The sequence below is a fragment of the Litchfieldia alkalitelluris genome, from assembly GCF_002019645.1.
Taxonomy (GTDB): domain Bacteria; phylum Bacillota; class Bacilli; order Bacillales; family Bacillaceae_L; genus Litchfieldia; species Litchfieldia alkalitelluris.
Map to the genome: position 1 here is coordinate 1,503,239 of NZ_KV917374.1, position 22,856 is coordinate 1,526,094.

Here is a 22,856-nt window from a genome sequence, read left to right on the forward strand (position 1 = left end):
CATGGAGACTGGGCAAATTTATAATAAAGATAAATTCTTAACCAATGTTGCTAGTAAACTTGGTCGTAAACGGAGAACAGAACCTGTAGTGAAACCTACTTGGACAAAACAACCACAGTTTGATGTGTTAAAAGATGCCTCTCAAGATGAGCTTGTTGATGTATTGAAAAAGCAATGTGAGGTCATTCATACACAAGTCTATGAGGTGAATACTTCGGGATTGAGTGAACAAATTGGGTTAATTTTAGAACAATATGAGGCAAGTTCAGTTATTACATGGAATGATAACCGCTTTACTGATTATGAGGTTGAACAATATTTGTTCGAAGAGCTTTCCAAAGAAGGGAAGGCAGTTCACAAGTGGGACCCCTCCAGTGGCTATGAAAATATTGTTTTGGCTGAAAAAGCAGATGTCGGCATTACGTTTAGTGATATGACATTGGCTGAATCAGGCACAGTTGTCTTGTTTAGTGGTGCAGACAAAGGGAGATCGGTGAGTTTACTGCCAAAAACGTATATTGCGATTATCCCGAAAAGTACGATTGTTCCAAGGATGACTCAAGCGACGTCACACATTAGTAACCTAGTGAATTCTGGAGAACTAGTAGCTTCATGTGTGAACTTTATATCAGGACCAAGTAATAGTGCGGATATTGAGTTGAATTTAGTTGTTGGGGTGCATGGACCTATTAAAGCATCTTACATTATTGTGAATGATAAATAAGTTGGGTTTTTGTGGGCTGTCACAGTTTTGTGGCAGCTTTTTATTTTTGAGGGTAAGGGAAAATGGTTGATAAAGTGTCAAAAGTGGTTGATAAAGTGCCAGAAGTGGTTGATAAAGTGTCAAAAGTGATGGATAAAAGATAAAAAGTGATGGATAAATCTACTGAAGTGTTAGATAAACGGGTAAAAATCAATGAAGATTAATGGTTAAGTGATATTTTATTAGATAAATATGATTGTGGGACCCTATTTTAAGTGAATATTTACGAAAAATCGATGAATCATGAAAAGTGGTTGATAAAAGCCCAAAAATGGCTAATAAATCTACCAAAGTGGCTAATAAGTTTACCGAAATGGTTGATATCCATTGAAAATTAATTAAAAATCCTTTTGACACTCCCTTTCGCAACACTATTAAGCTAGATAAATACAAGCTCAGGTAGAAAATCATCGATTTAGCCCACCAAAAGGATAAAAACCCACCCAATTCTAATTAAAGCACTTGTTTCAAAAGATTTATCCAAGTACAGACAGTTGCTCTCTCCCGTTTTCTAATTCATTTTCAAACAAAAACAAAAAAAGACAAAAAAAGTTCAAAAAAGTATTCCATAATAAACAAACATATAGTAAAATTAAAAACAGAAGAAAACAAACATACTTACAATAAAAAACAAAAGAACATAAAGGTAGGGGAATGGAAAATGGTAAAAAGCTTATGGGAATCAGAAAAAGCAGCTGGCTTAACTAAAGGGGTAGATGAGCTAGTATATCGTTCAAACTTAATTGGTACAGATCGCGCCGTATGTAACTGGGGTGGCGGAAATACTTCGATGAAAACAGTAGAAAAGGACTTCCGTGGTCGTAATGTAGAAGTGATGTGGGTAAAAGGTAGTGGATCTGACTTAGCTACAATGAAAGCGCATAATTTCACAGGGCTAAACCTAGAGGATATTAAACCATTAATCGAACGTGATGAAATGCCAGATGAAGAGATGGTTGCATACTTGGCTCATTGCATGATCGATAGCAAACATCCACGTGCATCAATTGAAACATTATTACATGCATTTTTACCATTCAAGCATGTTGATCACACACATCCAGATGCGATTATCAGCCTTTGCTGCGCAGATAATGGACGTCAAATTGCTGAAGAAATTTACGGAAATCGCTTTGTATGGGTACCATATGTACGCCCTGGTTTTACATTATCGAAAATGATTGCTGAAGGTGTAAAGAATAATCCAAATGCAGAACTTGTATTAATGGAAAAGCATGGTCTTGTTGTGTGGGGAGAAACAGCACAAGAAAGCTATGAAAAGACAATTTCTGTGATTAATGAAGCAGAACAATATATTAATAGTAAAATAGACGAGTCAAAAACGTTCGGTGGAGCAAAATACCAATCATTATCAGAAGAAGAAGCAAGAAGCTTTGTTGCTCAAGTGATGCCTGTTATTCGTGGGGCTGTAAGCGATGAAAAGAAAATGCTATTAACATATGATAATGGTGATGATGTACTTCAATTTGTTAACAGCTTCAATGCAAAAGACTTATCACAAGTAGGTGCAGCATGCCCAGATCACTTAGTTCATACAAAAATGAAACCATTATTCATTGACTGGGATCCACAATCTAAAGATGTTGAGGCACTAATTTCAAGCATTAAAGAAGGCGTGGAAAGTTTCAAAGAAGAATATAAGAACTACTTCGAACGTAATAAAAACGAAGGCGACAAAATGTTTGAACCAGCACCAAGAGTCATTCTTATCCCAGGACTAGGAATGATTAACTCTGGTAAAAACCTAGTAATGGCTAACGTAAGTGGTGCACTTTATCACCGTGCAATTGCTGTAATGAAAGGTTCTACAGCCTTAGGTGAGTTCGTCTCATTAAATGAAAACGAATCATATAACATTGAGTACTGGCCACTTGAGCTTTACAAGCTTTCTCTTGCTCCAGCTGAAGCTGAGTTTTCACGTAAGGTTGCTTTCGTAACTGGTGGTGCTGGTGGAATTGGTAGTGCAACTTGCCGCCGTTTTGTTTCAGAAGGTGCTCATGTTGTCGTTGCTGACTTAAATCTTGAAGGTGCGCAAAAAGTTGCAGCTGAGATCAATGAACAATATGGTGAAGGCCGTGCATTAGCTGTCAAGATGGATGTGACGAAGGAAGATCAAGTGAAAGCTGCGTTTGAAGAAACAGCACTTACTTATGGTGGGGTTGATATTCTTGTAAATAATGCAGGTCTTGCTACTTCAAGCCCATTTGATGAAACGACATTAGATGAGTGGAATTTAAATATGAATGTACTTGGAACAGGTTACTTCCTAGTAGCACGTGAAGCATTCTCTCAAATGAAACAACAAGGTATCGGCGGAAATATGGTGTTCATCGGTTCTAAGAACTCCGTGTATGCTGGTAAAAATGCATCTGCCTATAGCTCAGCAAAAGCACTTGAAACGCATTTAGCAAGATGTATTGCTGCTGAAGGTGGAGAATTCGGAATTCGTGTGAACTCAGTTTTACCAGATGCAGTATTACAAGGTTCTGCGATTTGGGGATCAAGATGGCGTGAAGAACGTGCGGCTGCATACGGAATTGAGCCTGATCAATTAGAAGAGCATTACCGTAAGCGTACAACGTTATTAGTTAATATCTATCCAAGTGACATTGCTGAATCTATTGCGTTCTTTGCTTCTTCTAAAGCAGATCGCACAACAGGTTGTATGATAACGGTAGATGGTGGAGTTCCAGCAGCATTTACTAGATAATAAGCATATGGTATATTATTTCTAGCAAACATGAGGTGAGTGAATAGCTCACCTCATCACTATTTCGGAGAACGATGAGTATAGGGGTGTGAGGGCGGTGCTTGTAGCTGAACGTCATCAAAAAATAGTAGAAATCGTGAATGAAAAGCTAAGTGTTCGAGTTTCCGAGTTAAGCCAAATATTTGGTGTCACTGAAGAAACCATTCGAAGAGATTTAGAAAAATTAGAAAAAGAAAACCTGTTGCAGCGTAGCCATGGTGGGGCAGTTAGTGTAAAAAAGGAAGAAACTGAAATTCCTTATCTTGAAAGAGAAATTACCAATGCTACGGAAAAAAGAAAAATTGCTGTTGAAGCGGTTCGACTCATTTTCCCTGGTGATCAAATTGTCCTTGATGCAAGTACAACTGCATGGTATATGGCGAAGGAATTACCTGATATGCCACTATCGGTTATCACCAACTCAATAAAAGTAGCATTAGAGTTAAGTAAAAAAGAACAAATCAAGGTCATTTCTACAGGTGGAATGCTTTTACCAGAATCCCTATCATATGTAGGTCCATTAGCTGAGAGATCTCTTCAAATGTATCATGTAAATAAAGCTTTTATTTCTTGTAAGGGTGTACATCTGAATGCAGGTCTTAGTGATGCAAATGAATGGCAGGCATTGTTAAAAAAGCAAATGATGCAAATTTCAGATGAAACCATTTTAATGGTAGATTCTACAAAGTTTGGAACAAGAACCTTTGTTCAAGTAGCTGGCTTAGACGAAGTGGATCAAGTAATTACAGATTCTAATATTTCGCATGATTATGTTGAAGAATTTAAAGAAAAGAATATTAAACTAACACTAGTTGAATAACATCACAAACGCGTTAGAGTTCTTAAAATCAATTTTGAGACCTCTAACGCGTTTGTCATTTTTGTCCTTCGTAGTTTAAAATGAAGGTGATTAGCTGAAATATGGGGGAAATAATAAATGTCTATTAATCTTTTACACGAATTAATGGAAATGACAGATGAAGAACAGGCTATTTTACAATCGAAAAATCAAGTGATTAGAGATATTTATACAAGTCAATCGAATTTCATTATTGAAAGTGAGAAATTTTTACCTAAAGAAAAAATGATTATGGTCCGAAAACATACCCGTTTTATTGATTTCCCGAAACATAAGCATAATTATATTGAAATTAATTACGTTTATCATGGCTCGCTTACTCAAAAAGTGGGAAATGAAACAATTACTCTTCAACAAGGAGAGCTATTATTTTTGAACCAGCATATCGAACATGAAATTGCTGCATGTGCAAAAGAGGACATTATCTTAAACTTTATCATTCAGCCGCAATTCTTTGAATTTATCTTCACCTATCTATCCTCGAACAATATTATTAGTGAGTTCTTGATTAATAGCATCTATAACAATACTCAAAATGGCCAATTTTTGTATTTTGCCGTTGCAGAAGTAGATGAAATTCAAGAGGTATTGAAGAAAATAATACTTGAATTAATGTATCCATCCTTTTTATCAGACTCTACTAGCAAGTTATACATGGGTTTGCTTTTACTCAACTTAATCAAGCATTCCGATAAAATAACCCATACCAAAGAAGATTCGGCTCAACCTTATCTCCTTGTAGAATCGTTAAAATATATTGAGGAACATTTTCAGACAGCTTCTTTATACGAGCTTGCTGAAAAGCTTCATCAGCCTCATTACGCATTAAGTAAATATATAAAAAAGTCAACACAGTTTACATTCAAGGAACTTCTTCAAGAGAAGCGTTTAGCAAAAGCAAAGGAAATACTTGAAAGCACTGACATGGCTGTAACAGGTGTTGCTGAACAAGTTGGGTATGATAATATTAGTTATTTTTATCGGATTTTTAAAAATAAATATGGTCATACTCCGAAAAAGTATAGAGAACATCTGTCGCATCAATAGTGATAGATGTTTTTTTTATTGTTAAGTGCAAATAAGGACAATAAATAAAATAATTCACGACATTATAAAGAGTTTGAAAATCAATTATGATTGTAATATGGTAAAGTAGCAAACGCTTTCAAAAAAGAGGTGATCGTAGTGACAAAATATAGTTTAGCAGTTGATATAGGTGCATCAAGCGGGAGACTAATTCTAGGGTTTTTAGAGAATGGACAACTAAATCTTGAAGAGATACACCGATTTGAAAACAAAATCGTTCTAAAAGGCCAACACTATTGTTGGGAAGTTGATACACTTTTTGCTGAGATAAAAGAAGGTATAAAAAAATGTACGGAAAAGGGAATTACTCCTGATAGTATCGGCATAGATACTTGGGCTGTTGATTTTGTACTACTAGATAAAAACGATGAACTATTAACTGATGCTGTTGCATACCGGGATGCTCGAACAGATGGGATGATGGAAGAAGTATTTAATATCTTCTCTAAAGAGCGTTTATATTTAGAAACAGGAATACAATTCCAAAAGTTTAATACAATCTATCAATTATATTCTATGAAACTTTCACAACCAGAAGTGTTAGAAAAAGCAAAATCATTCTTAATGATTCCAGAATATTTTAATTATCTACTAACTGGTAAAAAAGCTAACGAATACACAAATGCAACATCAACACAATTGGTCAATGCATTTACGAAGAAATGGGACACTGTCCTTCTAGATAAACTCGGAATTAATAAAGAAATGTTCCAAGATATAAAAATGCCGAAGACAGTATTAGGTGAATTAACAGAGGAGTTGGAAGCTGAGTTTGGATTTAATATGAAAGTGATTCTCCCTGCTACTCATGATACAGGATCTGCAGTTATTGCTGTACCTGAACTAGAAGACACGATCTACATTAGCTCTGGTACATGGTCATTAATAGGTGTAGAAAATCACTTCCCAATCTGTATTACCAAAGCTTTAGATTACAATTTTACAAATGAAGGCGGAATCGATTATCGCTATCGTTTCTTGAAAAATATTATGGGGCTTTGGATGATCCAAGAAGTTAAACGCAATTACAATGATGAATATTCATTTGCAGAGCTTGTTGAATTAGCCAGAAATGCGCAAGATTTTACGTCAACTGTAAATGTGGATGAAGATCGCTTTTTGAAGCCAGACAATATGGTTGAAGAAATTCAAAAATATTGTCACGAAAATAACCAACAAATCCCTGAGACGCCTGGAGAGGTCGCTAAATGCGTGTTTGATAGTTTAGCACTAAGCTACCAGCAAGCAATTGGTGAGATTGAAGAAATCTATGAAAAAGAATTTCCAAACATCAATGTTATTGGTGGTGGATGTCAAAACGAAATGCTAAACCAACTGATCGCAGATGTCACAAAGAAAAACGTATATGCTGGACCAGTTGAAGCAACAGCAATCGGAAATCTAGTGGCTCAGCTAATGGCGCTCGGTGAGATAGAAGATATCAATGAAGCTAGAACGATTATTAAGGATTCATTTGAAGTTAAAAAATATACACATAACCAAGCTTATGTTAAATAATATTGGAGGAATATCAAAATGACAGTTAAAGAAAACTTTGAACTTGCAAAAAAGCAATATGAAAAATGGGGAATCAATGTTGATGAAGTGTTAGCGAAGTTAAAAACAGTTCCAATCTCAATTCATTGCTGGCAAGGTGATGATGTTGGTGGTTTTGAGGTAAACCAAAGTGAACTGTCTGGTGGAATTGATGTAACTGGTAACTATCCTGGGAAAGCAAGAACACCTGATGAGTTACGTCAAGATTTAGAAAAGGCATTATCTTTGATTCCAGGTAAGCACCGTGTAAATCTTCATGCGATCTATGCTGAAACTAATGGAGAAGTTGTAGAAAGAGATCAACTAGAGCCAAAGCATTTTGAAAACTGGGTAAATTGGGCGAAGCAACAGGGATTAGGTTTAGATTTTAACCCTACACTATTTTCACATGAAAAAGCAGCTGATGGACTTACACTTTCTCATCCAGATGAAGAAATCAGAGAGTTTTGGATTCAGCATTGTATTGCAAGTCGAAAGATTGCTGAGTACTTCGGAAAAGAGCTTGGTTCAACAACGTTAACAAATGTCTGGATTCCTGATGGATATAAAGATATTCCGAGTGATCGCCTAACTCCTAGAAAACGACTAAAAGATTCTTTAGATAAGATTTTTGCAGTAGAGATAGATGAAAAACACAATTTAGATGCAGTTGAAAGTAAGCTGTTCGGTATAGGTTCAGAGTCCTATGTAGTGGGTTCACATGAATTTTATATGGGATATGCATTAAAAAATAACAAACTATGCTTGCTAGATACAGGTCATTATCATCCAACTGAAACTGTATCAAACAAGATTTCATCAATGCTTCTATACAGCGACAAAGTGGCATTACACGTATCAAGACCAGTACGTTGGGACAGTGACCATGTTGTTATTTTTGACGATGAGCTTAGAGAAATTGCATTAGAAATCGTTCGCAATGATGCGCTTGATAAGGTAATGATCGGCTTAGATTTCTTTGATGCAAGCATAAATCGTATTGCTGCATGGACAATTGGTACTAGAAACATGATCAAGTCCTTATTAGCTGCAATGCTTGTACCAAATGATTATTTAAGACAATTACAAGAAGATGGTAACTTCACTGAAAGATTAGCATTATTCGAGGAGTTCAAGACATATCCATTTGGAGCAATTTGGGATTACTATTGTGAGCAAATGGGTGTTCCTGTGAAAGAATCATGGCTTGAGGAAGTTAAGAGCTATGAGCAAGAAGTTTTATCAACAAGATCATAATGGTTTAAAAGCTTGTAGAGATAATCTACAAGCTTTTGTTTATTGTATGGATGGAGAGATTTGTTGTTCTGGTTAAGTAGAAAGCTGTCCGAAGAGAGCTCAGGTTCAGACAGGTTTGCTCTGGTTAAGTAGAAAGCTGTCCGAAGAGAGTTCAGGTTCAGACAGGTTTGCTCTGGTTAAGTAGAAAGCTGTCCGAAGAGAGTTCAGGTTCAGACAGGTTTGCTTGGTTTTAGTGGAAAGCTGTCCGAAGAGAGCTCAGGTTCAGACAGGTTTGCTCAGGTTGAGTGGAAAGCTGTCCGAAGAGAGTTCAGGTTCAGACAGGTTTGCTCTGGTTAAGTAGAAAGCTGTCCGAAGAGAGCTCAGGTTCAGACAGGTTTGCTCAGGTTGAGTAGAAAGCTGTCCGAAGAGAGTTCAGGTTCAGACAGGTTTGCTCAGGTTGAGTGGAAAGCTGTCCGAAGAGAGCTCAGGTTCAGACAGGTTTGCTCAGGTTGAGTAGAAAGCTGTCCGAAGAGAGCGCAGGTTCAGACAGGTTTGCTCTGGTTAAGTAGAAAGCTGTCCGAAGAGAGCGCAGGTTCAGACAGGTTTGCTCTGGTTAAGTAGAAAGCTGTCCGAAGAGAGTTCAGGTTCAGACAGGTTTGCTCAGGTTAAGTAGAAAGCTGTCCGAAGAGAGTTCAGGTTCAGACAGGTTTGCTCAGGTTGAGTAGAAAGCTGTCCGAAGAGAGCGCAGGTTCAGACAGGTTTGCTCTGGTTAAGTAGAAAGCTGTCCGAAGAGAGCTCAGGTTCAGACAGGTTTGCTCAGGTTGAGTAGAAAGCTGTCCGAAGAGAGCGCAGGTTCAGACAGGTTTGCTCTGGTTAAGTAGAAAGCTGTCCGAAGAGAGCTCAGGTTCAGACAGGTTTGCTCTGGTTAAGTAGAAAGCTGTCCGAAGAGAGTTCAGGTTCAGACAGGTTTGCTCAGGTTGAGCGGGAAGCTGTCCGAAGAGAGTTCAGGTTCAGACAGGTTTGCTCAGGTTGAGTGGAAAGCTGTCCGAAGAGAGCTCAGGTTCAGACAGGTTAGCTCAGGTTGAGTGGAAAGCTGTCCGAAGAGAGCTCAGGTTCAGACAGGTTAGCTTTGCCCAAAATGTTACTTAATAGTGATAAAGCAATTATTGATAAGCTACCTCTAAATCCTCGGTCATCATTAGCACTTCTGTTCCCTGATGATCTTTTATTATCCTACCTTCTTGATAATCCCACCTAACAACAGTCAAATCATCAGATTTAAATGGATCTGTATCAGTAACTTCTCCAATTACTCTTCTTCCGAATTTTTGGTAATAAGAATCTGTTGTTTTAACTTTGGTGCCTGGAGTGAATTTTCCCATAGAATCATCCTTTCATCTGAAAATTTTTCTTTATGCCATAGTATAGGCATTTATTAAATTTAAAAACCATTTTGGTAGCTATGATCACAAACGTAAAAACAACTAAACAAAACGAAAAATCGTTAGATATGTCTAAAATAAGAAATAAACAAAAATAAACAAATTATAATTCTGTGTTTGTGTTGATTTATAGTTGAATTCAACATAATATAAAGATATAAGTTATTAATAAGCTTTTTAATACAAAAGGAGATGATCGTAATGATCAACGAAAGTGAAATTAACATCCTTATCATAAATAATTCTGTAAAGTCTGCACCATTTGTAAAGGAAATGATTGCGGCAACGTATAATATGTGGAGGCTTGGTTGGGATGAGAGAAATGGTGGAAACATCAGTTATTTATTAAACGAGGAAGAAGTGACTCCTTATTTAGATGTAAAGCATCCAGTTCGTACATCCATCCTAGATTTTCCAGTTCCAGAGCTTGCTAATAAATATTTTATTGTAACTGGTTCAGGAAAGTATTTTAAAAATGTAAAAGATAATCCTGAAGATTGCTTAGGAATTATTCGCGTGGATACTACTGGTCATAAAATAGATATTCTTTGGGGCTTTGCTGATGGAGGCAAACCAACGAGTGAATTACCGTCACACTTTATGAGCCATATCGCTCGTCTTAAGGTTGATCAAAACCACCGTATCATCATGCATAACCACGCAACAAATATTTTAGCCATGACATTCACACATGATTTAAATGAAAAGAGTTTTACAAAAACATTATGGCAAATGTGTACAGAATGTATCGTTGTTTTCCCTGATGGAGTTGGAATTTTGCCATGGATGGTACCAGGTACAGACGAAATTGGACAGCGTACAGCTGAGAAAATGGCTGATCACCGGTTAGTTATTTGGCCATTTCATGGAATCTTTGGTGCAGGAACAACCATGGATGAAACCTTTGGATTAATTGAAACAGCCGAAAAAGCAGCTCAGATCTATACAATTATTAGCTCACATCAGGGTGGAATTAAACAAGTGATTACTGATAAAGAGTTAGAAGATTTAGCTAAAGCCTTTGGTGTTACTCCAATTGAAGGAGTACTTACTATATAAAAAGGAAAGGGAGACGAATGTCTCTCTTTATAAAACATCTACTATGTGAAGTAGTGAACAATATGTGACGGAGGGATGAGAATTTATGGGACGTGTATTTTATGTACCAAGTACGAACTTAATGGGGATTGGCTGTTTAAATGAAGTAGGGCCCTTTATTCGAGATTTAGGCTTTAAAAAAGCATTTGTAGTAACAGATAAATTTCTTAGTAAATGTGGAATAGTGGATAAGGTACTATCAGTCCTTGAAAGTGTTGGAATTGACTATCAGGTATTTGATGAAGTAAAGCCTAATCCAACAACAACAAATGTTCATGATGGAGTAGCTAACTATCAAGATAGTGACTGTGATTTTATCGTGTCGGTTGGGGGCGGGTCGCCACAGGATGCAGCTAAAGGGATTGGATTAGTTTTAACAAATGGCGGTCATGTTAGAGAATTTGAAGGTGTTGGTAAAACAAGAAACAAATCGGTCCCAATTGTTGCGATTAATACGACAGCTGGTACATCAGCAGAATATACAATTAACTATGTAATAACTGATGAAGAACGCCAAGTAAAAATGGTAATGGTCGATAAAAATAGTTTAGTCACAATTTCTGTAAATGATCCTGAACTTATGGTCGGTAAACCAGCTGACTTAACTGCTGCAACAGGTATGGATGCATTAACGCATGCGATTGAAGCAATAGTTACGCCTGGAGCATTTCCAGTAACAGATGCGACAGCTCTAGCTGCAGTTGAAACAGTATTTAATTATTTACCTCGTGCTGTGAAAGATGGTCATGATATCGAAGCTCGTGAACAAATGGTGTATGTAATGTTTTTAGCAGGTATTGCCTTTAATAATGCAGGTCTTGGGTTTGTTCATGCAATGGCGCATCAGCTTGGTGGGGTATATGATCTACCACATGGAGTTTGTAATGCGATGCTTTTACCAATTGTTGAACTAGAAAATGCGAAGCGGGATCCTCAAAAATTTCGTGCGATAGCAAAGGCTGCGGGACTTGAAGTAGCTGGAAAAACAGATGAGCAATGTGCTGAAGATGTCATTGAAGCAATTAAATCATTATCAAAGGAAGTAGGAATTCCAAGTAAACTTTCACAACTGGGTGTAACAGAAATTGATCTTGAAAAACTGGCAGAAAACTCATTAAGAGATGCATGTGCACCGGGTAATCCTTTTCAACCGACAAAAGAAGAAGTGGTTGAGATGTTTAAAGAGATTTTGTGAACTTAGAAAGTTAACACATAAAACCAACTGTTTAAGATCACTCGTGGTCTAAAGAGTTGGTTTTTTTTATGGATGTCTACCCTGAAAAAAGAAATGCGGAAGGCACTCGTTCATCGGCGACAGGCATAAGACAAGCCGGCTAGAAGGTTGCTCTTTAACTCTAGATGGATTGACTTAGACCTGAGAGCCGATAGCGCCTGGAGCTAGACACTAAGCTAAGTATAATTTTCATACGCCATGGTGCTAATTTTATTAGCATAGATGTCTACCCTGAAAATAACTTAGTTTGCGGAGTTCCATGAGCTGCGATCCACTTGCTTTCCACGGGTCTCCTGCGGGGTCTCCACGTAACCGCTATATCCCGCAGGAGTCAAACGGCTCTTCACACATTCCACACTAAGTTAGAAAATACTATTCATTCTCCAGGCTGCTAATATTTTATTAGCCTAGAAGTCTACCTACCTTAATAAATACCATAAAAATGTTATTACTTTATCTTCTAATGAATGATAAAATAATTTCTTAACTACTAAATTAAGAATTCTAAAATATGCCTTAGTTTAATAGAATAACGATACTAATTAAATGGTAGGTGTAGGCTGCGTGAAGAAAAAGAAAATATTAATCAGCATGATTAGCCTGATTGTAGTATGTTTTCTTCTTTCTGTATTTGTTCTAGAGCTTAACAAGACAAAGAATGAAAGTGTGAGAGTGGTATCTAACATCAGTGATGCACAAATAGTTGTTCAATCAGTTGATACTGCAGTTGAACAAGAGGAGCAAATAGCTGAAGAAACTAAGATTGACAAACCAGTGGCAGAAGCAATTAAAGAAAGAGTCAGAGAAGTGATAGAAGGTGCGCTTGATTTTTTCATTAAGGATAAAAAAATTGTCTCCATTGGTGATTCACTTACTCAGGGTGTTGGGGATGAAACAGATAGTGGTGGTTATGTAGGTATTCTTAACCACACGTTTGAAGATAACCACGTAAATATAACGATTGAAAACTTTGGTAAAAGGGGAAATCGTTCAGATCAACTTTTAAAACGGTTGGAACAAGAGGAAATTGCATCAGCTATTAGTGAAGCTGATATCGTGATGATCACAATTGGTGCAAATGACATTATGAAGGTTGTAAGAAGCAATTACACAAACCTTAATATGGAGCCTTTCCAAAAAGAAAGAATTCAATATTTGGAAAGATTAACAGCTATTTTCAATAAAATTAATGATCTGAATCCAGACACACAAATATATTTAATTGGTTTTTACAACCCATTTGAGCGTTACTTTGGTGATATTGAACAGTTGGAACTGATCTTAGATAACTGGAATAATGCAGGTAAAGCCGTTACAGAAGAGTTTGATAATATTTACTATATTCCTACAAAAGACTTATTTTCTAATTCTGCTATCGACTTATTGGCTGATGATAATTTTCATCCTAATACTGATGGTTATAAACGAATTGCTGAACGTGTTCTTGAATATCTAAATGAATTCAGTGTAGAAAATGAATTACCGATTGAGGATATTGAATAGAAGGTGAAATAGAGATGGAGAAACAACAAAAATTAAAACTGTCTTGGAAAAAGTTATTTCTAGGATTAGCAGGAGCTAACGTCTTTCTGCTTTTACTATTCGGTATCTTTATGCTGTGGCCGGTTTCGAATACTGATATACCTAAAAAAGAATTTATTGAAGATGAAGAAGGTGCTGAATTCACAGTACGTTCGAGTAAACAAAATTTAAATGAGCTAGTGAATGAGTATGTAGATAAACTGCTAAAGGATAAAGATAACAAATATACAGTTGATTTTGACGAAAATGTTCGCTTAATGGGGTCTATTGAAGCATTCCAGACAGATATTCCTATTTTAATTACACTAGAACCTTCTGTACAAGAAAATGGGGATCTTGTTCTACATGCAACGGAAATGTCTCTGGGTCTATTAGAATTGCCGAAAAAGAAAATTCTTGAATATGTAAAAAAAGAACTAAAAACACCTGAATGGGTACAAATTGATCCTAAAAAGCAACTTATTTATATAGCAGTAACGCAAATGGAAGTGAAAAGTAATTTTAAAGTAAAAGTTCAAAGCTTTGATTTGAAAAATGATAATATAAACTTCAGAATTAAGGTGCCGAATCAATCATTAGGATTATAAAGAGATTTGTAGAGTAATTTAATAAGTGTGAATGAACCAACCATTCTAATTCTATAGTTTAGCATGGTTGGTTTTTTGTTGTGGTTGTTAGAAAAATGTGGCGTATTTTAATTAGAAAATATATAATTAAGGTAATAAATAAACAAAAAAGGTAAAAAACGAACATTGCAAATGAATTCAATATGATACAAGACAATATAAATAACCATTTTTACTGAATGAAATAAGTGGAGGATTATACCATGCTTGCAGTAGAACGCCATGAACTAATATTAGAACAATTAGATAAACATAAAATTATTAAAGTATCAGAGCTAAGTAAGTTATTGGAAGTAACGGAAAAAACAGTTAGAGGAGACCTTGAACTTTTAGAGAATCGAGGAATTTTAAAAAGAATTCATGGTGGTGCTGTATTAGTAGAAGATGAAGGCAGAATTCTTCCAATTGCTGAACGTCAATCTGGTCACGGAGATGTAAAACTTGCTATTGCTAGAGCGGCAGTAGAATTAATTAAACCTAATGACACCATCCTAATGGATGGAGGGAGTACAACTATAGCTCTTGCGGAACTATTAGGAGATTTTCCGATTACCGTAATCACAAATGATTTAAAAATAGCTAACATATTACTTCACAAAAATAATGTTCAGTTAATGGTCTTGGGTGGAACAAGAATAGATAGCTCTTCTTCATTGATGGGAGCGCAAGCAACAGAAATGCTAAAACGAATGAGAGTTAATCGTTTATATATCGGTACGACTGGTGTATCCATTGAACATGGCTTAACAGTGTTTAATAGTATTCATGCTGATTGGAAAAAACAGATTATTGCTAGTGCTAATCATATTACTTTGTTAGCAGATTCCACAAAATTTGAAAAAGTAGCTTTGATTCAGTTTGCATCCATAAATGAGATTGATGAGATTGTAACGGATACTAGATTAGATGATGCTGTTAAGCTGAAGTTGAACGGTATGAACTTAAAAGTACTTCTTGCAAAAATATAAAAGACTAAGATGACAGCAGAACATAATCGTTGTCATCTTTTTTATTTGTGATATAATCAAACTATATTGAACATAAAAGAACAATTTTGAACATAAAGGAACTTAGGGGGTTGACTATGGGAGCAATTTTTTCATTAGAAGGCAAAGTGGCATTATTAACCGGATCTAGTCGAGGCTTAGGTCAAGGAATGGCAATTGGTCTAGCTGAAGCTGGAGCAGTTGTGATAGGAGCTGGAATTGGTGATATGTCTGATACTCAAAATAAAATTGAAGCAATTGGAGGTACATTCCACCAATTGGAAGCAGATTTATCTCAAAATCAAGCAGCGCAGAAACTAGTAGAAGATGCATTAGCGATAACAGGGAAAATTGATATTTTAGTCAATAACGCAGGGATTATCCGACGAGAAGATGCGGAAAACTTTTCTGATGAGGATTGGTTTGATGTAATACAAGTTAATCAACACTCCGTATTCCAGTTATGTAGAGAAGTTGGCAAGCATATGCTTGAAAATAATTCAGGCAAAATTATTAATGTAGCATCAATGCTTTCATTTCAAGGTGGTTTAAGAGTACCTGCTTATACAGCAAGTAAGCATGCAGTTGCGGGATTAACTAAATCACTTGCAAATGAATGGGGGCGAAAAGGAGTAAATGTAAACGCTATTGCTCCTGGATATATGGCCACAGATAATACAGCACAGCTTCGTGCAAACGAAGAACGTAATGAATATATAACATCTCGAATTCCACAAGGTCGTTGGGGAACCCCAGAAGACCTCAAAGGAGCAGTTATATTCTTAGCTTCTGATGCGTCAAGTTATGTAAACGGGCATATTCTATGCGTCGATGGTGGATGGATGAGCTCATAACTATATGCTATTTTAGCGGGTTATTGTTGATTAGCTTAGACTAATACAGCAGAAATCACATGTAGTTTAACTGGGGAATCTTCTATTCAAAAAACAACTTAGTTTAATGAATAATATTTTTTAAACTAAGTGTGGAATGAGCAGAGAGCCACTCAACTCCTGCGGGATATACGGGGCATGGTTAGACCCCACAGAAGCTTAAGCGACGAGGAGGCTCACCGCGCCGCCCGCGGAAAGGGAGTGGCTCGGAGCGAATGGAACTTTAGAAACATTAGGTTTCACATTAACCTAATTAATAGTTATTTAAATTTGTAAAACTAATTTTTGACTTTGAAAGGGGAAATAAGTAATGGAAATCAGACACACAACAAATCCACTAGACTTTGAATCATATAAAACTGAAAGATTAAGAAGTGACTTCTTAATGGATTCGCTATTTATCCAAGGACAAATTAACATGGTATATTCACACTACGATCGTGTAGTAACAGGTGGAGCCATTCCAACAAACCAAGCACTAAAACTTGAAGACCAAGAAACACTTAAAACAGAGTATTTCTTAGAAAGACGTGAAGTCGGAATCATTAACATTGGTGCAGAAGGTACTGTGCTGGTTGATGGGCAAGCCTATACATTAAATAAGAGAGATTGTTTATATGTTGGATTAGGCAACAAGGAAGTCTTGTTTGAAAGTAAAAATGCGGCAGATCCAGCCAAGTTTTATATTGTATCATCACCTGCACATAAACAATATCCAACAAAAAAGGCACCGATTGAAGATGCAGCTCCAACACACTTAGGATCTGACAGTGAATCAAATAAGCGTACAATTTACAAGTATATTCATGCAGATGGTATTCAAAGCTGCCAACTCATGATGGGAATGACTTTATTAGAACCTAACAATATGTGGAATACAATGCCAGCACATCTACATGACCGTCGAATGGAAGTATATTTATATTTCGATATGGACGAAAATTCAAGAGTGTTCCACTTTATGGGTGAACCAAAGGAAACTCGTCATCTTGTTGTTCAAAATGAACAAGCGGTTCTATCACCACCGTGGTCTATTCACTCAGGAGTAGGAACAAGTAACTATACATTCATATGGGCAATGGCTGGCGAAAACTATACATTTACAGATATGGATTCTGTGAAAATGGAAGAATTAAAATAATAGCTTAAACGAGCCCTACTCCTTATAACTAGTTTGAGGAGTGGGGCATTTTTATCCTCGAGGAGTTTAAGATAAAGAACAATGGGATTTATACTCAAGAATAAAACGATTTACTATCTAATAGGTAAAGATAATGGTGGGTGGGATATTAAAGGAGCTTGAATATAATCGGGCTCATTTTTTTAGACTGTTTTGAATGATGTCTTCCAGAAAACAATTATTATGGTATATTTGTATTGATGGAATATCCAACATAACATTCTTTTCTTCAACTAGGAGGATTTGAAATACATGAAAAAGAAACTTAGTGACATTTTAGCACCAATGAGCTTTACTGAAAAAATATCGTATTTATGGGAATATTATAGAATCCACTTCATCGCAAGCATCGTCATTCTTATCGTTCTAGTAACGACTATTTCAAGTATCATTGAAAAGAAAGACATTGTTTTAAACATTGTTGTGATGGGACAAATGGTCGATTCTGAGAAATTGCAGTCACTACAGAACTCAGTGAATGTTGAGTTAGTGAATGAAGAAGATAGAAATTCTTCAGAAGTATCTGTACGTCATATTCAGTATTCTAGTACACAAATGGATCAGCAAGCATCAGTTGGGCTTCAAAAAATGGCCGCTGAAATGTCATCAAAAGCAATTGACATTTTTGTTGTCGATAAAGCGCTATTTGAACAAATAAACAGTCAAGGGCAGCTTCTAAATTTGGAAGATATTCAAGGCGTTGAGTTAAGTTCAATTGATGAAAGTCATCTCTATTTATCTGCTCAACAAGAAGGACAAGTAGTTGGGATCGATAGCACTGCCATGAATATATTCTCTGATGTAACTACTGGGGGAGAATTTGTTTTATGTATTCCTGCTAATGCGCAAAACATGGAGAAAATATCACAGTTTTTTGAAGTGGCACTTAAGTAAGCAAATTTTAATATTGAATAAAAAACTCGGTGGCTATTACTGGTTCCTTTGTGGGGTAGAAGATGGGATTTGGAAAATGCACAGGTAAAAGCATATGATTAACAACCACCCTAATAGCACCTGAAATAGTAAAAAGCTCGGTACATACTTGCCGAGCTTTTTTACTTTTAACATAGCACCTGTTCGTTTAATAAGTGATTCCTAACTCATGGTCCCACCTGGCCATAAAAAAGCGGAAACCCCTCGGACCTAGTAGAAGGAATCAGCATGGGCTGCTAAAATAAAGGGAGAAACTTCCCTTAATTAGGAATTGGGATTGAAAATAGTTAAAATAGAGGTAAAAATTACCGCTATTTACTTAAAAACCACGAAAATAGGGTGATTGTGCTTTGCTTAAAGGGAAAAATGCCCCTTAATTACCCCTAACCCAGCCATATTCTGCAATTTAAAGGAAAAATATCCCCTTATTTTATGGATTTTTGATCACTCGATTAATGGTATGTTCTCCCTGTCCACGGAACCCGTTAGGATATTAAAACCACTTTTCTCTTTTCTTTAAACATTAATTTTTAGAAAAAAATAGATTTGTGTGTAAGAGACAGTTACAAAGCATTTTTGCGTGGTTTATGATAGAATTAGGATTAAGGAAAACTTAGGTTAAAGTGTTTAAATCTGAATAGAATCTTGTTTACATAAGCTCTTCAATAACTCTTTGAAAGCGCATTCTATTAACTTAGTTTTTCCAATAAATAAACAAAGGGGAGTAACTCATGCTTAAAGACGTTCTAGGTTCGAATGTGATCACTCAAATTGGAATTATCGTAAAAGATATTGAAAAGACATCTCAAGCGTATGCGGATTTCTTTGGAATTGAAAAGCCCCAAGCTTTTTGGACAGATGCTGTTGAACAAGCTCAAACAGAATATAACGGAAACTCTACTCCTGCAAGAGCACAGTTAGCTTTCTTTGATATGGGCTCCCTTCAGCTAGAACTAATTCAGCCTGATGAGCATCCAAGCACATGGAGAGAGTTTCTTGAAACACATGGTGAAGGTGTTCAACATATTGCCTTTGTTGTAGAAGGGTTAAAAGATAAAGTACAAATCATGCAAAACGGTGGAATGCCACTGATTCAAAAAGGTGAATATACAGGCGGGCGTTACGCATATATGGATACAGTGAAGGATTTAAAAGTAATTGTTGAATTATTGGAGAATGATAAGTAAGTAGGAGGATTCTATGAATATCTTAATTACAGGTGCAAATCGTGGATTAGGTCTATTTTTAACAAAAGTAGGTTTAAAAAAGGGCCACCATATTTTTGCAGGAGTTCGTAATATAAGTCCTGAAGCAACACAGTCGTTACAAGAATTGCAAAACCTATATCCAGAAAAACTTGAGATTATACCATTAGATGTGATTGATGAGGGGCAAGTATCCAGTGCTGCAAATTTATTAAGAGAAAAGAATCAATACCTTGAAGTGATCGTTAATAATGCGGCTGTGTTACTTGAGCGTGATAAAACGATTGAAGAGCTTGATATGGATGAAGTGATCAGGTCGTTTGATATTAATACAGTGGGCTCTATGAGAGTGGTTAAGCATTTCTTGCCACTACTAAAAGGAGAACAGCAATCAATCATCAATATCTCTTCTGAAGCAGGTAGTATAACAAATTCTTATAGTATAGATTATCCATATGGATTATCTAAAGTAGCCATGAATATGTTTACAGAAAAACTAAAGGTTTATCTAAAGGATAGAGATGTTCAGGTTCTTTCAATTCATCCAGGTTGGATGAAAACGGATATGGGTGGAGATCAAGCCCCAACAGATCCGAATGATACCGCATTTGGAATCTTTAACATCATTGAGAGACAGGTTGATATTCAAAGTCTATACGCATTTGTTGACTATAAAGGTCAACCAATGACTATTTGAGGTGAAATAATGACAAAACGAATTGTAGCAGTGCTAGGAGATTTTTATCATAGTGAAGAGCTTGCGAAAAAGTCACTAGAAACAGTGTTGCAGGGGATCGAGGAAACTAAAGTAGAGTATCTGTCCAGGAGTCAACTAGTAGCTAATTTGGAAACAAAACCAGATGTGGTTGTCTTATTTGCCGAGAATCGAATCAATCCTGAGGATGAAATGGTGAACCAATGGATGGATGATGAAGCAGCCAAGGCTATTAGTAACTATGTAAGTGGTGGTGGAAAATGGCTTGCATGGCATTCGGGGTTAGCCTCTTACCATACGATCGAAGAGTATACAAAGATGTTACGAGGATATTTTGAGTATCATCCTGCAGAGCATCAAGTTGTGACTTACTTTTCAGATCAAGCCGATTCTTTTGAGTTTATTGATGAGCATTATTTTGTGAAGTGTGATGAAGCGAATACGAATGTGTTTTTAAGGTCAGAATCGGTTGATGGTACTTCAATTGCTGGTTGGGAGCATTCATATGGAAGTGGTCATGTGATGTGTTTTGTCCCTGCACATCGAGAAGAAGGACTGCTTCATCCGAGGGTGATTAAGTTATTGGAGAAGTCTCTAAAGTAAAAGAATGAAAAACGGTTACGTCTGTAATCGTTTTTTTATTTGCCTTAAAGTTCATTTAGTATAGTTGAAAATGATTCGGAGATGCTAGTAGTAAAAATAGTGAGGTTTCATCATGTTGTTACTTTTGAAGATACTAGTGATTTATGTTGTGACCATTGCCGTTATGAGGTTAATGGGTAAATCAACGATTATTCAAATGACTCCCTATGATTTGGTTGCAATTATTATCGTTGGGACGGTTGCATCAGAACCATTAATCAGCACGGAATTTTTACCGACTATTTATGCGCTTGCTATCCTTGTTGGATTACATATCTTATTTGGTTTTCTGACACTAAATCAATGGGGAAATCGTTTTTTTCTCGGTGAACCAACAATTCTTATTAAAGATGGGCAAATCATTGAGGATAATATAGAAAAGTCACGGTTATCGGTTGCGCAGCTTCTTTCGATTCTAAGAAGTAAAGGTTTTCCTAAAATTACTGATATCGATTATGCAATTCTAGAGCCAATTGGTGAAGTAAGCATTATCGTTAAGGCGGAAAATACTCCTGTCACAGTCAAACATTTAGAAATTACGATAGAGAATGAAGGCTTTCCGATATCTGTAATCATTGATGGAAAAATCCAAGTGAAAAATCTAAAAATGTTGGGCAAAAATAAAGAGTGGTTAATCGAGCGAATAAGGGCACTTGGTTTGAAGGAAAAAGATGTAATCTATGCTTATGTAAATGAAAATACAAAGAAATTAACGGTTAATCGAAGATAAGAGGAAAAAGGCATGTTGGGTAAGCATGCCTTTTAATGTGTAAAGAAAAAAGAGAATAAATAGATTACTGGTAGTAAAAGCAAGATACTTACATAAAGTTGCCAGGATGATATAGAATTCGTTTGCTGATACTTGTGAATGATGCTTCTTACTAGGACAAATTGAACAATTACCCAATATCCAAAAACAGCAAAGCCCAGTGTGTAATAAGTCATAAAGAATTGAACCATTTCCACTGTGGCAAATCGGATGTAGATAAAAACCATCAGCCATAGTGTGGTAAAAACAAATAAAACCTTTTTCATAACAATCACCTCTTATAGTAAAGACGGTTTGTATGAAATTTTGTTTCATGTTTGGTTAAAAAAAGGCTGCTTAGTAAAAAAACGAAACGTAATCTCTCATCAACTCGTCTATTACTATAGTGAAAATAGATGGGAGCATGGATATATGAAAGGTTGTTTAATAACAGTTGGGGGAGTTTTCTTATTTTTCTTTATTGTTATCATTGGAGATTATATTTACTATGACCTTGTAAGTTTCCGGGCGGCAAACGCAGCGGAAAAATATCTCGAGAAAACATACGATGAGGATTTTAAGGTGGATGAAACAGAGTATTCAAAGATTCTTGGAGAGAAAAATGGGATGTATTATGTGGATGCATATCCAGTAAAGAACCCCCAAATACTGGCACGAGTTTATGTGACAGAGTCAATTGAAATTTTCAGTGCAGAATATCTTGAAAATAAATGGCGTTTTGAACTAAATGAACAGTTGGAGTCTTATATTAGTTCACTTACTGATTCCTTCAGCCTGAGAGCAAACTTATCAGTTCCTGAAGAAATAGAGAAGAGATATGAAAAGGAAGATTCATATGAAACTCTTTTAAAAGAGAACCCAAACAAATTACATAATATGTTATTTCTTCATGTATATCGTGATCCAACAAATCAGACGGATCAGGAATTAGAATGGTTATATGAGTTAGTTACATATTTAAAGGAGCAGAATCTCGAGAGGTTCACAGTGTTAGTATATTTTTACCCACAAACATTCCTTGAAACTCTATCAGAAGAGGATAAACTAATTAGTTATGATGATTTTAGTGACAAATTTAAGGGGGCTAATGTGAATTATGTGTTTAATTTCGAATCGCTATTAGACAAGGTGCAGATTATTAATTCGATAGAACAGCCAGACGGTTTAAGGAGTTTATTTAAGTCCACTAGTGGAAAAAATAACTAAGTAGTTATCAAAAAACTTTGAGTTAAGGTTTATTCAGCCTCATATTAAAAGGCTTAGCTTAATTACAAATTAAACTTATAAAACTTCTAGTTTATAAATTCTAACAGGTATGGTTAGAGAACAATAAATCATAAA

The 22,856-nt window shown here is 36.1% G+C and carries 21 protein-coding genes; 19 read left to right on the forward strand and 2 right to left on the reverse strand.

The features are described 5' to 3' along the window. Position 1 precedes the first annotated feature (1 nt). From BK579_RS07030 to rhaA, 6 genes are all read left to right on the forward strand, one after another. On the forward strand, positions 2-724 hold the full coding sequence (locus BK579_RS07030) for a LutC/YkgG family protein (RefSeq protein ID WP_078544516.1): 723 nt from the start codon (positions 2-4) through the stop codon (positions 722-724). A gap of 700 nt (positions 725-1,424) precedes the next feature. Next, on the forward strand, positions 1,425-3,494 hold the full coding sequence (locus tag BK579_RS07035) for a bifunctional aldolase/short-chain dehydrogenase (protein WP_078544517.1): 2,070 nt from the start codon (positions 1,425-1,427) through the stop codon (positions 3,492-3,494). 97 nt (positions 3,495-3,591) lie between these two features. Beyond that, entirely contained in the window at positions 3,592-4,353 is a 762-nt protein-coding gene (locus BK579_RS07040) for a DeoR/GlpR family DNA-binding transcription regulator (RefSeq protein ID WP_078544518.1), read from the forward strand. Positions 4,354-4,470: 117 nt separating this feature from the next. Beyond that, a complete protein-coding gene (locus tag BK579_RS07045) occupies positions 4,471-5,439 on the forward strand; it encodes an AraC family transcriptional regulator (protein ID WP_078544519.1) in 969 nt (322 codons plus the stop codon). A 138-nt stretch (positions 5,440-5,577) separates the two neighbouring features. Further along, on the forward strand, positions 5,578-6,996 hold the full coding sequence (gene rhaB / locus BK579_RS07050) for a rhamnulokinase (RefSeq protein WP_078544520.1): 1,419 nt from the start codon (positions 5,578-5,580) through the stop codon (positions 6,994-6,996). 18 nt (positions 6,997-7,014) lie between these two features. Further along, positions 7,015-8,271: an L-rhamnose isomerase gene (gene rhaA / locus BK579_RS07055; RefSeq protein ID WP_078544521.1), complete on the forward strand. Its 1,257-nt coding sequence runs from the start codon at positions 7,015-7,017 to the stop codon at positions 8,269-8,271. Between the two features lie 1,142 nt (positions 8,272-9,413). On the opposite strand, the gene BK579_RS07060 is transcribed toward rhaA, so the two are convergent. After that, entirely contained in the window at positions 9,414-9,632 is a 219-nt protein-coding gene (locus tag BK579_RS07060; RefSeq protein ID WP_078544522.1) for a hypothetical protein, read from the reverse strand. A gap of 261 nt (positions 9,633-9,893) precedes the next feature. Between BK579_RS07060 and rhaD the strand changes: the two genes are divergently transcribed. The 12 genes from rhaD (at position 9,894) to BK579_RS07120 (ending at position 21,476) form a co-directional block, all read left to right on the forward strand. Further along, positions 9,894-10,751 carry a rhamnulose-1-phosphate aldolase gene (gene rhaD, locus BK579_RS07065; protein ID WP_078544523.1) on the forward strand — a complete coding sequence of 286 codons (858 nt, stop codon included), beginning with the start codon at positions 9,894-9,896 and terminating at the stop codon, positions 10,749-10,751. Positions 10,752-10,836: 85 nt separating this feature from the next. Beyond that, positions 10,837-11,985 (forward strand): iron-containing alcohol dehydrogenase, encoded by a 1,149-nt coding sequence (locus BK579_RS07070; protein WP_078544524.1) that lies wholly within the window; start codon positions 10,837-10,839, stop codon positions 11,983-11,985. A gap of 603 nt (positions 11,986-12,588) precedes the next feature. Beyond that, positions 12,589-13,527 (forward strand): SGNH/GDSL hydrolase family protein, encoded by a 939-nt coding sequence (locus BK579_RS07075; protein ID WP_078544525.1) that lies wholly within the window; start codon positions 12,589-12,591, stop codon positions 13,525-13,527. Between the two features lie 14 nt (positions 13,528-13,541). Continuing rightward, positions 13,542-14,153, forward strand: a complete 612-nt coding sequence (locus BK579_RS07080; RefSeq protein WP_078544526.1) for a YpmS family protein — start codon at positions 13,542-13,544, stop codon at positions 14,151-14,153. A gap of 242 nt (positions 14,154-14,395) precedes the next feature. After that, positions 14,396-15,160: a DeoR/GlpR family DNA-binding transcription regulator gene (locus BK579_RS07085; protein WP_078544527.1), complete on the forward strand. Its 765-nt coding sequence runs from the start codon at positions 14,396-14,398 to the stop codon at positions 15,158-15,160. A gap of 116 nt (positions 15,161-15,276) precedes the next feature. Then, positions 15,277-16,032, forward strand: a complete 756-nt coding sequence (gene kduD, locus BK579_RS07090; RefSeq protein ID WP_078544528.1) for a 2-dehydro-3-deoxy-D-gluconate 5-dehydrogenase KduD — start codon at positions 15,277-15,279, stop codon at positions 16,030-16,032. Between the two features lie 349 nt (positions 16,033-16,381). Further along, complete coding sequence (kduI, locus tag BK579_RS07095) at positions 16,382-17,212, forward strand: 5-dehydro-4-deoxy-D-glucuronate isomerase (protein ID WP_078544529.1); 831 nt, start codon at positions 16,382-16,384, stop codon at positions 17,210-17,212. Between the two features lie 291 nt (positions 17,213-17,503). After that, positions 17,504-18,145, forward strand: a complete 642-nt coding sequence (locus tag BK579_RS07100; RefSeq protein WP_078544530.1) for a hypothetical protein — start codon at positions 17,504-17,506, stop codon at positions 18,143-18,145. Between the two features lie 770 nt (positions 18,146-18,915). Beyond that, entirely contained in the window at positions 18,916-19,371 is a 456-nt protein-coding gene (locus BK579_RS07105) for a VOC family protein (protein ID WP_078544531.1), read from the forward strand. A gap of 13 nt (positions 19,372-19,384) precedes the next feature. After that, positions 19,385-20,086, forward strand: coding sequence for an SDR family oxidoreductase (locus tag BK579_RS07110; RefSeq protein ID WP_078544532.1), 702 nt, complete (start codon positions 19,385-19,387; stop codon positions 20,084-20,086). 9 nt (positions 20,087-20,095) lie between these two features. Then, complete coding sequence (locus BK579_RS07115) at positions 20,096-20,707, forward strand: ThuA domain-containing protein (RefSeq protein WP_078544533.1); 612 nt, start codon at positions 20,096-20,098, stop codon at positions 20,705-20,707. A gap of 112 nt (positions 20,708-20,819) precedes the next feature. Then, positions 20,820-21,476 (forward strand): DUF421 domain-containing protein, encoded by a 657-nt coding sequence (locus BK579_RS07120; RefSeq protein WP_078544534.1) that lies wholly within the window; start codon positions 20,820-20,822, stop codon positions 21,474-21,476. A gap of 32 nt (positions 21,477-21,508) precedes the next feature. Here BK579_RS07120 and BK579_RS07125 read toward each other — a convergent pair whose 3' ends face one another. Next, positions 21,509-21,781 (reverse strand): hypothetical protein, encoded by a 273-nt coding sequence (locus BK579_RS07125; RefSeq protein ID WP_078544535.1) that lies wholly within the window; start codon positions 21,779-21,781, stop codon positions 21,509-21,511. A 145-nt stretch (positions 21,782-21,926) separates the two neighbouring features. Here BK579_RS07125 and BK579_RS07130 point away from each other — a divergent pair, with 145 nt between their 5' ends. Next, positions 21,927-22,721, forward strand: coding sequence for a hypothetical protein (locus BK579_RS07130; RefSeq protein ID WP_078544536.1), 795 nt, complete (start codon positions 21,927-21,929; stop codon positions 22,719-22,721). Positions 22,722-22,856: the final 135 nt, after the last annotated feature.